The organism is Armatimonadota bacterium (assembly GCA_039679645.1).
In the GTDB taxonomy this organism is placed as follows: domain Bacteria; phylum Armatimonadota; class UBA5829; order UBA5829; family UBA5829; genus UBA5829.
Genome location: JBDKUO010000033.1, coordinates 1 through 12,690, shown reverse-complemented (window position 1 = coordinate 12,690; position 12,690 = coordinate 1). Strand labels below are relative to the sequence as shown.

General features: G+C 50.4%; 8 protein-coding genes. 5 read left to right on the top strand and 3 right to left on the bottom strand.

The window, feature by feature from the left end; genetic code table 11:
- Positions 1-30: 30 nt before the first annotated feature.
- The 3 genes from ABFD83_06730 to ABFD83_06720 all read right to left on the bottom strand — a co-directional run bounded on the left by ABFD83_06730 (position 31) and on the right by ABFD83_06720 (position 3,152).
- A complete protein-coding gene (locus tag ABFD83_06730; protein MEN6356763.1) occupies positions 31-1,401 on the bottom strand; it encodes a S41 family peptidase in 1,371 nt (456 codons plus the stop codon).
- Positions 1,402-1,405: 4 nt separating this feature from the next.
- Positions 1,406-2,776: a S41 family peptidase gene (locus tag ABFD83_06725; protein ID MEN6356762.1), complete on the bottom strand. Its 1,371-nt coding sequence runs from the start codon at positions 2,774-2,776 to the stop codon at positions 1,406-1,408.
- 88 nt (positions 2,777-2,864) lie between these two features.
- On the bottom strand, positions 2,865-3,152 hold the full coding sequence (locus tag ABFD83_06720) for a hypothetical protein (GenBank protein ID MEN6356761.1): 288 nt from the start codon (positions 3,150-3,152) through the stop codon (positions 2,865-2,867).
- A gap of 83 nt (positions 3,153-3,235) precedes the next feature.
- Here ABFD83_06720 and ABFD83_06715 point away from each other — a divergent pair, with 83 nt between their 5' ends.
- The 5 genes from ABFD83_06715 to ABFD83_06695 all read left to right on the top strand — a co-directional run bounded on the left by ABFD83_06715 (position 3,236) and on the right by ABFD83_06695 (position 12,112).
- The gene (locus ABFD83_06715; GenBank protein ID MEN6356760.1) at positions 3,236-3,925 is read left to right on the top strand and encodes a prepilin-type N-terminal cleavage/methylation domain-containing protein; all 690 of its coding nucleotides are present in this window, start codon (positions 3,236-3,238) and stop codon (positions 3,923-3,925) included.
- Between the two features lie 104 nt (positions 3,926-4,029).
- On the top strand, positions 4,030-6,402 hold the full coding sequence (locus ABFD83_06710; protein MEN6356759.1) for an endo-1,4-beta-xylanase: 2,373 nt from the start codon (positions 4,030-4,032) through the stop codon (positions 6,400-6,402).
- A 91-nt stretch (positions 6,403-6,493) separates the two neighbouring features.
- Positions 6,494-8,845 carry a hypothetical protein gene (locus ABFD83_06705; GenBank protein ID MEN6356758.1) on the top strand — a complete coding sequence of 784 codons (2,352 nt, stop codon included), beginning with the start codon at positions 6,494-6,496 and terminating at the stop codon, positions 8,843-8,845.
- Positions 8,846-8,857: 12 nt separating this feature from the next.
- The gene (locus tag ABFD83_06700) at positions 8,858-11,230 is read left to right on the top strand and encodes a hypothetical protein (GenBank protein MEN6356757.1); all 2,373 of its coding nucleotides are present in this window, start codon (positions 8,858-8,860) and stop codon (positions 11,228-11,230) included.
- Between the two features lie 33 nt (positions 11,231-11,263).
- Positions 11,264-12,112, top strand: a complete 849-nt coding sequence (locus ABFD83_06695; protein MEN6356756.1) for a metallophosphoesterase — start codon at positions 11,264-11,266, stop codon at positions 12,110-12,112.
- Positions 12,113-12,690: the final 578 nt, after the last annotated feature.

The window sequence follows — 12,690 nt, the reverse complement described above, 5'->3', positions numbered from 1 at the left end:
CCGGGGCTGTATTTACTGGAATAAAGTGTATTACTTGTTTAACTTGGCCGTTGTATTCATCATCTTGTCGAGAGTGCTTTTCGGCAGAAGCCCAAGCTTGACCTTGAGAACATCGACGGCTTTGGAAAGCTGCACATCATATTTTGGATCGCTTGGATCGTAGTTTTCTCTTTCCGCTTCGGGCAGTTTCTCCATTACCGCATCAATGTCCGGTTGTTCAACCACAATATCCGGTTTAATTCCCTTTTTATGGATATCTGTCCCATTTGGTGTAAGATATTTTGCGGTAGTTATCGCAACTGCGCTGCCATCCTGCAAAGGCATTATAGTTTGCACACGTCCCTTGCCGAACGTAGTGACACCTACCAGCGTGCCGGCTTTATCGTCCTTTATCGCTCCCGATACGATCTCGGATGCACTTGCGCTGCTCTTATCTACCAGCACAACCAGCGGGTAGCGCTTATGATTATGTTTGTCCTCTTCTACATACAGCGGATTTCTCTGCCCGCCGCGTTCCTGAATAATTACTACCGGCCCACTCTCGATAAACCTGCTCCCGATGTCTACTGCGACCTGCAGCAGGCCGCCAGGATTTCCTCTCAAATCGAATATCAGCCCCTTGAGATGCTTCTTCTCCAGATCGTATAGTGCCTTATCGAACTGCTCGTCACTCTTTTCGTTGAACTGATAGAGCCGAATATAGCCTATGCCGTTCTTCTGATCGACCATTCTCGACCTTACCTTCTGAAATTGGACCACTTGCCGCATAATCACGAAATCAAGCGTTTTTGCGCGTCCCGGCCTGCGAATAGTAAGTTTGACCTTCGTGCCTTCCTTGCCCCGGATCAACTTAACAACATCCTCGATATCCATACCCTTGATCGATTTGCCGTCAACATGTGTGATCACGTCATTGCTTTTGATACCGGCTCTTTCGGCAGGGGTGTCTGGAAGGGGTTCTTTAATATAGACTTCGCTCTTTTTATTGGTGTCCAACTGCGCGCCTATGCCGGTAAATGTGCCTTCATTATCTTCGCGCATGCTCTTGTATTCGTCAGGGTCCATAAACCGCGTGAAGGGATCACCCAGGGCGACCAGTGTTCCCCTGATTGCGCTGTATGTCAGTTCTCTTTCATCGACCTTTCCGCCGTAATAGTCGGCTTTGAGCCGGTCCATTACAGACGAATATGTGTCGATGAGGGGCAGCGCTTTTGAATCGGAAAGTGTACTGCCGCCGTCTCTTGCATTTTCCAGCCTCTGCGGCAGTAGTTCGAGTGATGCCACCAGCTTGGATATGTTTAATCCGCTTGCTCTTACATCCTGCGCCACAAAACCCAGTCCGAAAGCAATAAACAGCAGGAATATGATCAGCACAATCTGCGCGATCTGTATTTTTTTCATCAAGCTAACTCCTGTCTCCACTGCCGGCAAGCAGCTTGACGGCTTCATTTAACTGCGCATCTTGACTGCCGGATGCGACGTCTACTGATATCCCTTTGCCTGTAAAGTCTATGCCCTTGCTTGTTAGTAGCTTACCCGTCGTCATAAGGACGGCGGAGCCATCCTTCTGTTCAATAAGCGTCACATATGCGCTGTCGCCGTAAGTTTTCTCACCCACCAGTTTCGCCACACCATTTTCTTTGAGTGAGGCTGCCAACATCTCCGAAGTCCGAGCCGTGCCTGCGTTTACCAATACCACAACAGGCTTGCTCCACAGTGCATTATGCATCTCCGGTATATCGATTGCAGACTTCCTGCCTCTGGACTTCTCAAGCACCCCCAGTTTTTTTCCTGGCTCAAGAAGCCTTCCGATCGCTTCAGCCGAGGCAACCTCACCGCTTGCTGTATCCCGCAGGTCCAGCACCAGTCCGCCTACCTCTTTTGACTTGAAATCAGTTATTGCGGAGGCAAACTCATTACTTGTGGTCTTACAAAGGCAATTTACCTTTACATAACCCAGGTGACCGTTGTCGATTATCGAGCTATCTACCGGCGCGACAGTGAATTTGCGTTCTTTGAGCTTAATTGTCATCTCTTTTGGCGAGCCCTGGCGCATAACGACCAGCTCGACAGGCTTGTCGTCCTCCGATTGCAACATATCCCGGGCTTCCATTATCGCTATGCCGTTATCGATTCGTTTCTGTTCGGATTCAAGCTGCTTGCGCAGTTCAATACGGTCGGTTTTGCCGTTTCTATTATCTTTAATAAATTTGTTTGCCCTCAAATATGGGTCAAACGGCAGCACGATCTTTCCGTTTACCTTAATAATGTCGTCTCCTGCCTGCAATCCCGCTTGCGCAGCAGGACCCGATGCAATCGGAGCAACTATAATGAGGTGTTCTTCGGTCAGATCGCCGGACTTGATCCGTTTTATGCCAAGCATAGCGCCGATTCCATGAAACTTGCCTTCTTCTGCATCCGAGATCAACTTTCGCTGTGTCGGGTCCACAAACCTTGTGTTGGGGTCTTCAAGTGATGAGAGCATAGCACGCATTGCATCATACGTCATCAGCCCCTCTTCTTTTGATGTAAGCTGCTCGACATAGTGCTCGCGCAGGTTTTGCACCACTACATACAGAGTCTGTATTGGCTGGAAGTTAATGTCTGCGCCTTGTAAATTAGCTGCGGCGATACGCGTTCCGGGTATCAGCGCAGGCGCCTTTTGTTCGAGAAGTGCAACATTTTCTCTAGCGGTGATGCCCAGTCTTGCTGTGTATCCGGCTATGAAAAACAGCCCTACGAGCAAGCCTATCCCTATCCTGTGAATCGTTCGCATAGCTCCCTCATTTACAAAAAATACCGGGATTGACGCCCCGGCGCAATCAATCTAATACTATTTCGTGCCTTGATTATACCACGCCGGGTTAAGGTGTCAATTCTCCTTGCCTGTCATAAGCATGACGAAGAACACTGTGTAAAAGTTCTCCATACCGGTTCATACCCGGCAAATCAGGTTGCAAAAGGTTCAAATTTGCCGGCAAAGTCATTTTTCGATACACAATGATTGTTTTTAGGTAGTGTGCATTTGGTTTCTGAGCTAATATACAAATAATTACTGCGAAATGGCCTTCTTGCCCTTGACAAACAGTAGAAACCAACACATAATGTGTGTATAGGTAATTCTGGGCAGCAATAAAAACATAGTCAAACATTATTGCTTCCTGCAATCGGTTCTAGTAGCTGGCAGGCTAAACAGGGACGGGCACATTTCGATGATCTGAGGGGGTTTTCAATTATGAGAAGAGGGTTTACGTTAATAGAGTTGTTGGTTGTAATTGCTATTATAGCAATTCTGGCTGCTATTCTGTTTCCTGTTTTTACAACCGCCAAGAAGCAGGCGAGCTATACTGCCTGCAGTTCAAATCTCAAGCAGATAGGCAATGCCTATACCATGTATGTGGATGAGTATAATGGATGGTATCCTGCAGCTGAACGAAATTTGCAATCAGGTGAGAAAAAGATATATCCACAGCAGCAGCAAAATGGAACATGCACATGGGATATTGCAATTTTAAAGTATCTCAAAACTCCGGCTGTTTTTAAGTGCCCCGCAGATTATGTTCGCTCTCCCTGGAACGGCATCTCAAATCCTCTTGCTAGAAGTTATGCTGTAAATGACCAGAAAGCGGTTGAATTCGGCGCCTACCTCCCCTGGAGTGTTAGCGAGATGAAACCCATGTTCTCTCGTTATATCCTTCTACTCGAAGTGCATGGTATCAAAGGCAGCCTCGAGAATAATTTTGGTTCATGGACATATTGTTCTCAGGCAAGCGGCGCTTTATCCCAAAAAGGCGCGCACATGAACGATATAAACAATTACCTCTTCTTCGATGGTCATGTCAAGGGTATGAACTACAAAACTGCTAACGCTGATTCGAAGAGGCTATGGGGTTACCTTCCCCGCATAGGTGATGACAAATACTAGCCTTGGATGCATAATATTCAACTGCTATAATATAAGTGATGGCCGTAAGTACTTCGGCCATCACTTAGTGTAATTCCCCGAAAAATGGCATTCGGAGGTCTTTGATGCACAAGATTTTTACCTGCCTCGTATTGCTGTGTCTCTTTTGCTTATTATCCCCAAGCGCATTTGCTCTAACTATTACGTCGGGTTCACCGGGAAACATATTTGCGGCGGCAAGTCCGGTCAAGTTTACTATCCATGATCCTCAAGGCACACTCAGCTATGCGATCACCGACTATTTCGGCAAACTAGTTGCAAGCGGCACCGCGACGGCGAATATAGATCTGCCGGGCATGGCGCCGGGCTGGTATGAGCTGAAGTGCAAGGATTCGGCATCAGAAGTAACGACCTCAATAGGTATTGTGATCAGCCATAAAAAATCGGTTCTGCCCGAGGACGGGCGAATCTGCACGGATGTAGCAGCCGCCTGGCTGGTAGATGCCGACAAATATAAAGATGTGGCGCGTATAATGCGCCTTGCGGGTATCCCCTGGGCGCGCGAGAGGTTTAGTTGGGGAGCCACCGAGCCGGAGAAAGGCAAGCTCGACTGGAACAAGTATCAGGCCGTTGCCGATGCTTATGCCTCCGAAGGTGTTCACCTATATGAGTTGTGGCACGATTCACCCCAGTGGAGTCATCCGGCCACCAATGCCAGCGTGTGCCCGGATGATCTGCGCGATGTCTATAACTATGCCCGCACTGCCTCCAAGCACTTTACAGGCAAGGTCAAAGCCTGGGAGGTATGGAACGAGCCGGATATCGAGTTTTGGCCCCAGCTCAGTGATCGCTACTCGGGCTATCTCAAAGCAACCTATTTTGGGCTAAAAGACGGCAACCCTAAGGCCTTCGTGCTGCAAGGCTCTTTATTGGAGGGCGTAAGCAGCTTCGCCTGCGGGCTGTATGACTGCGGCACACCCGGCTACTTCGATATATTCAATTGGCACATCTACGATAAGCCGTCTACTTATATAGGCGCGTTGAAGTCTCATCTGGAACTGCTGGGTCAGTATTGCTCCACCGACATGCCCATCTGGCTGACGGAATCAGGCATTCGTCTAGAGGGCACCGAGGGTCCTAAAAAGGAGCTGCTGAGCAGCCCGAACCAGCATCTTCAGTGCCGGTTTATTCCTCGCAACGCAGTTATGTCATTTGCGGCGGGCACGGATAAAGACTTTTTCTTTGTAATGCCCTCATATCTTGAGCGAGGAAAGCAGTACGGCTCTCTGCATCCGGACCTCACTCCCTATCCGTCATTTGTGGCGCTCTCCGCCGCTGCCAATATCATCGGCCGGTCGACCTATAAAGGCGAATATAAGACGGGCAACGATTCAATAGTTGCCCAGCTCTTCTCGACCCCCAGGGGCAATGTGCTGGTTGCATGGTCGGATAAACAGGCACGGATGCAGGTCCCGACCGACAAAAAGAGAGTCCGATTGGCGGATATCTTCGGCCGGGAGAGCAGCATGGCGGCGGAAAAAGGCGAATTGAATGTGCAGGTCGGCCCGGATGCCATATATCTCATCGACCTCGGCAAACCTATTGAGAAGGATCTGACCGGCACTCCACGTCCGCGAGGCAAGATGCCCAAGCTCAGCCCATCGCGCGTGATTGTTATGGGCCACGCCAACCTGCCTGTAGTCAAGCACGAGGATTTCTATAAGCTCACCAGCCGTGATGCTTTCGATTACAGCGTCGAGGTCTACAACTTTAGCGATAAGAATGAGGCCAAAGGCGCGGTTGAGTTGATTGCACCTGATGGTTGGGATATAGACAATCCCAAACGCGAAGTGACGCTCGAACCTATGGGCCGACAGATACTTACATTCCAGGTGAAGCCTGGTGTGCTGTCTGAAAATAGGTTCAAGCTTATCAGCCGGGCGAAATTCGCCGATGAAAAGGTAGTCGATTGTGTAAGCTCATTAAAATTCGATCTGGCGGCTATTACTCCGGTGGAGCGTAAACCTCTGGGTTGGGCAAAAAACGCAAGTCAATGGCTCCCTCTGGCGTCGAATAACTGCGCGCTGGTAGTCGATAATCCCGAGTCGGGCGTGCTCCGTATAAACACGAAGTTTGTTGACGACGGAGCCGATGAGTGGGCCTATCCGACTCTTGATTTTGCAAAGCCCCTTGATATGTCCGGCTTTGACGGAATAGCCTTCGACCTCAATATTCCAGACGACAGCTATTCTTCAATGATCCGGCTGGTCATTCTGGAGCCGGGCGGCGCGGGTTATATGGGCGCTACAAAGTCTCTGGGCACCAAGCATCGTGTTGTGCTGCTGTTTCGCGATATGAAGCCGTTTGACGCCAAATCGCCAGACCCGGATGGGCATCTCGATCTGAATACAATATCTAAAGTGAAATTCGGCTGCACATGTGGGCGTGACCGCCTGGTCTTTGAAGCATCCGACTTCGAGCTGGTGAAGTTCGATTAGTATGCCGTCATTGATCGGGCGCGATATCCGATCGCGCCCGAAACAGAAGAACGCAATGCACTGTCCCGTAATAACGTAGGAGTGAGATTAAATGCATAAGACGATATCGTCTCTGGCCATGCTGTTTGCGCTTTGCGGCCCTGTCTCGGCTCTGAGCATAACATCCAATGCCCCTTGCAATATATTCAAAGCCGGAAGCAGTGTAAGGCTTGAAATCAAGGACTCTCAGGGAGCCGTCAGCTATCAGCTTTCCGATTACTTCGGCAACAAGATAGCCGCCGGGTCAACAGATGTAATTGATCTAGCCGGTCTGAATCCAGGCTGGTACGAAGTCAAGTGCAAAGACTTGGTTGCGGAGACTTCCACGTCTATCGGTGTAGTAATTGACAGGGGCAATGCTCCGCTTCCCAAAGACGGCCGAGTATGCACCGATGTAGCCGGAGCATGGCTTGTGAAGGGCGAATCGTTCAAATCGCTGGCTCAGATGATCCGCCTGGCGGGCATTCCCTGGGTTCGCGAGAGACTGAGCTGGGGCGGCACCGAATCTGAGCGCGGCAAGATAGATTGGAACAGGTATCAGACTCTTGCCGATTTGTACAAGTCCGAGGGTGTCCATATATGCCAGCATTGGGCCGAATTTCCTGAGTGGACTGAGCTTGGTATCAAAGATAATACATACCACGGTGATCTGCGTGATTATTACCGCTACGCCCGAGCAGCGGCGAGCAACTTTTCCGGTCAGATAGAGGCCTGGGAGATATGGAATGAACCTGATGGCGGCTTTCCCTATGATTATTACGCGGCAATGGTCAAAGTGGCGTATCTCGGGCTAAAGGACGGCAACCCAAAAGCAAATGTCCTGCTGGGCTCTATCTGCAGGGGGATGTCCAACTTTACAAGCGGAATATACGATTCCGGCGTCACCGACTACTTCGACACGTTCAATTGGCATATTTACAGCAAGCCCGATATATATCCGGGCGCTCTTGCTTCTCACCTGGACCAGTTAAAGAAGTATGGCGCGTCCACTCGTCCGGTGTGGGTCACGGAGTCGGGAGTCGTAGTAAAAGGCACCGAGGGGCCAAGCAAAAAAGAACTGAACTCCGAAAGCCGGCGCACACAATGCCGGTTCATGCCACGCAGCGCCGCCATGTCACTAGCGGCGGGAAACGATAAGAACTTCTTCTTCGTTCTTCCTAGTTACATGGAAGAAGATACTCAGTGGGGCGCTCTATATCCTGATCTGACTCCCTATCCCTCTTTTGTGGCTCTTTCGGCTGCGGCCAATATTATAGGTGAGTCTACCTACAAGGGTGAATACAAATCCGGCAATGACGATGTGACTGCTCAGGTGTTTTCTACTTCCAGAGGCAATGTAGTGGTCGCCTGGTCTGATAAAGAATCCGAGATTATCGTTCCTACCGAGAAGCAGACGCTTCACCAGGCCAATATATTCGGTTCTGAGAGCACTCTAACATGCTCAAGCGGTTATGCCAGGCTTAAAGTGGGCCCGGATGCAGTATACCTGCTCGATGTCGGCAAGTCCATCGAGGGTAAACTGACGGGCAAGCCGCGCCCATTGGGCAAGCTGCCAAAGCTACATCCGTCGCGAGTCGTTCTTGTCGGCCGCTCAAACTTTCCTTTTATGAAAGAGGCAGGGGCTTATAAACTTGCCGATCAAGGCGAATTTGACTATACTGTCGACGTCTACAATTTTAGCGACAAGACTCCCGCTGGTGGCACAGTGAATTTGACCGCGCCTAGTGGATGGATCGTCAAAGATGCACAGCGCCATGTCGAGCTTGAATCTATGGGCCGGCAACAGCTTACATTCAAAGTGAAGCCCGGCTCGCCCAGAGTTGAGTCGCTCAGGCTTATAGCGAACGGCGTATTCAATAATAAAAAGGCGGCGCCATGCGTCAGCTCATTTTTCTTTGATCCAACTATAGTCGAGCCTTCCGAGCGCAAACCGCTGGACTGGACCAACTCGACACAATGGGTGACTGAGGCTTCACCCAACGGGACCGTTGTCCTGAGTAATCCAAAAGATGATACTCTGCATTTCGACCTTAGCTTTAGCGGCAAAGGCGATAGATGGGCCTACCCGATATTGCACTTCCAGAAGCCGATTGATATATCCGGCTATGACGGCCTAGCTTTTGACCTGAGTGTCCCGGAGGATATCGGCGCGACGACAATGCGCATGATGTTTGTGGAGAGCAGCGGCGCTCATTATATTTTCTCGGCTACCCCAACGGTCGGCAAGCGTCGTATAGTCTTTCTTTTCCAGAATATCGAACGCCTGGATTTCATGGGCAAAGACCCGAATGGACACTTCGATCCGAATTCGATATCATCAATAAAGCTCGGATGCAATGCAGGGTTGGAGCATATCTCATTCGATGTGTCCGGCTTCAAACTGGTGAAATTCAACAATCTTTAGGAGCAATATTCAATGATCAGAACCTTATCACTTGCGGTGTTGTTATGTATTATGAACATGCCTAACGCGTCTGCTCTCACTATCACATCCGACGCGCCCGGCAATACAATCAAAGCTGGCAGCGCTATAACACTTCAAATAAAGGACGCTCAGGGTGATGTCAGTTGTGAACTGACCGACTACTTCGGCAAAAACGTCGCAAGCGGTAAGGGGTCGACAATCAAGCTTTCCGGCTTGAACCCGGGGTGGTATCTTCTCAAGTGCAAGGATGCGTCGACGGAAGGATCAACCTCAATAGGTGTCGTAATTGACCGCAGCAATGCTCCACTTCCCAAGGATGGCCGAGTCTGCACGGATGTGGCGGGAGCGTGGCTGGTCAAACAGGAGGATCATGCGGCAATGGCGCGTATGATCAGGCTTGCTGGGATCAGTTGGGTGCGAGAACGACTCGGGTGGAATGAGACCGAGAAAGAGCGCGGAGTTTTCGACTGGGGTAAATACCAAACATTAGCGGACATATACGCCAAAGAGGGAGTTAATATCTGCCAGATGTGGCATGACAGCCCCAAGTGGTCGCACCCGGCCAGTGATAATAATATCTGTCCTGATGATCTTCGTGACATCTATAACTTCGCCCGCGCGGCGGCAAGCCACTTCTCGAATAGAATCAATGTCTGGGAAATATGGAATGAGCCTGATACCGGTCTCTTGCTGGATGCGGCTGATCGCTACTCCGGGATGGTCAAGGCTATCTATTTGGGCTACAAAGACGGCAATCCGCACGCGATAGTGCTGCAGGGGGCGCTGCTCAAAGGTGTCACCCCGATGGCGAGATGCATGTATGAGTCAGGCACAACCGATTACTTCGACATGTTCAACTGGCATATTTATAACAAGCCGTCCGTATATCCCGACGCTTTGGCGGCTCACATAGAGCTGTTGAGCAAGTATGGCGCAGCCGATCGTCCTATCTGGCTTACGGAGGCGGGTATTGCCCTCAAAGGCTCGGAAGGCCCGGACAAAAAGATACTGAGCTTTGAAAACCAGCGCCTACAATGCCGGTTCATACCTCGTTTTGAAGCTATGTCGATGGCGGCGGGTTCGGACAAGAGCTTCTTCTTTGTCTTGCCCAATTATACGGAGGGTCCGGTCCAGTGGGCAGCCCTGCAGCCTGATTTAACGCCGTATCCGTCTTTCCTGGCTCTTTCGGCAGCGGCAAATATTATCGGTGAGTCTGCCTATAAGGGTGAGTACAAGTCCGGCAATGATGCCGTCACGGCCCAGATGTTTTCTACCGCCAAGGGCAACGTGCTCGTCGCCTGGTCCGAGAAAGACTCTGAGATAATTGTCCCGACAGATAAAAAGACTTTGCGCCTGGCCAATATTTTCGGCAATGAGAGCGCGGTCGCTTGCGAAAACGGCTATGTAAGGCTGAAGACGGGTCCCGAGGCCGTATATCTGCTTGATATCGGCAAGCCCATCGAAAGCAAGCTGACCGGCACGCCGCGCAAGTCCGGCAAACTGTCCAAGCTTAAGCCGTCGCGAATCGTAGTCATAGGGCATGCGAATATGAATGTCTCAAAGGTCGAAAACGCATATAAGATGGCTGACCGAAGCGCGTTCGACTACACTGTGGAAGCATACAACTTCAACAAGAAGACCGGAGCCAAAGGCGCTGTTGAAGTGAGCGTGCCGGATGGCTGGAGCGTTGAAAACCCGAAACGCGATGTCACACTGGAACCGATGGGCCGCCGGGTGTTTACATTTCGAGTTCAGCCTGCCGGAAAGGTGGGCGATAACCAGTTCAGGGTCGTAGTGCACAGCAAATTTGACAATGAGAAGCCTGCTCAATGTGTAAGCCTGTTCAGCTACGATCTGCTTGTTATAGCACCCTATGAGCGCAAAGCGCTGGGTTGGACAAAGAGCGCCGATCAGTGGGCTTCTGATGCTTCGGACAATTGCACACTAAAGGTCAATAATCCTGAGCCTAACGTGCTGCGTATAGATACTAAATTCGAGGGCGCGGGTGATCAGTGGGCGTATCCGGTACTGCGCTTCGAAAAGCCTATAGATATGTCCGGCTATGACGGCGTGGCGTTCGATCTGGATGTCCCGGAAGAAAGCTACAGCTCTAAGATAAACATTGTCTTTGTGCAGCCGGATGGTAGCGCATATGCAGCTACGATCGTGCCTATCGATCCAGGCAAGCATCATATGCTTTATAGATTCTCAGATCTGCAGCCATACGGCAAAGACGCCGCGAACGCCGGAGGGCATTTGGATCCGAGCGCGATAGCCGAAATAAAACTAGGCTGCGATGTAGGCAGGGGATATTTTGTATTCGATACCACAAACTTTGAACTGATAAAATTCGACAAGCCGTAATATCCGCTTGAAAATGGTAGAATATACCAGACTATGGATGCAAGCGCGATATATGCAATAGCCGGAGGAGCCGCTGCGGCAGGCCTCGGCATATACATGACATTTGAGCAGTTTAACCTGCAGGTGCGGGAGTTGGAGTTGGCGTTTTCAGACCTGCCTCCCGCATTTGACGGCTACAGGATACTGCACATTTCAGACCTGCACCTTACCAAGCTTGGGCTGCTGGAAAAACGCACGATGGAGATCATCGGTAAGACCGAGGTCGATACGTGCATGGTTACCGGCGACATCACATCCGAGCCGCGCGCTTCCGATATATTCCGGCGAGTGTGCTCGACAATAAAACATCGTGATCCTCTCTTTGCCGTGCTGGGCAACTCAGAGCACAAGCCATGGGTCAGTACTCAGATCATCAGGGAAGCGTTGACATTTGACGGCCTCGATATGCTGGTCAACTCTTCGAGCAGGGTCACCAGGGATGGTCAAAGCGTCACGATAGTCGGTGTCGATGACCCGTATTCATGCAGCGCGGACATAGATGCCGCTTTTTCCGGGGTCGATCCGAAAGATTTTATAATATTTCTCACGCACTGCCCGTCAGCAGCTCCGGATGGAATTGCCAGGGGCGCAGATATGATTCTATCGGGCCACACGCATGGTGGCCAGGTGCGCGTTCCGGGCATTAGTTGGTTCTGGACGCATATGCGCGCCAACTGCAAGCTCAACGATGGACTCTACACACCCGATATGCTCATGCGTCTGCTGAAAGACGATGTCGGCGAGAGCGCTCTCTTCGTCAATCGAGGGATCGGTACCAGTCGCCTGCACATTCGTTTATTCTGTTCTCCTGAGATTGTGTACGTTACACTACGTAGAAAATAGTATTAAGGCAAATCGTTATTTGGCCGATATGTTGTTCAGAAGAATGCAAGAAGTTGTTTTCTCGGGAATCATGCTGATGTTCACTCACGTATAAGAGTTTGTCAGGCGGATAGGCAATCGGCAAGCGGGTGTATGTCAAATTTGCGGAAAAGAGTTGTTTCGGGAGACCCTTCTCCCGAAACGCCCCTGGTGCAGCAAGGTATCGGGACAGGGGTGTCCCGATACAACGGGGTTTATTCCGTAGATATGACACGCACCCGACAAGGGAGGCAATTGCGATAGACGAATATTGCGTTCATTTTAGGCGCAGAATCGCTGCAAATAACTGATATCTCGCTTGTAGCAGTATGCCTCTACTGTAAACAGTCCTCAAAAATCCGATTCTCAGCTTTCTGCTTACCAATCAGACGCAATAATCCCTGAGAATCAGGCACTTTTCAATAAACCAGGACTTTAAGCAGCAAGCGCGACTACTCGCCTCAAATTGACCAACTTCCTATTTCTGGCCATCGCAAGCGCTCCGCCTACCATCACCAAGAGGCTCAAACCACCATTTGCCGTCGTTTTTGCCAGCCCTC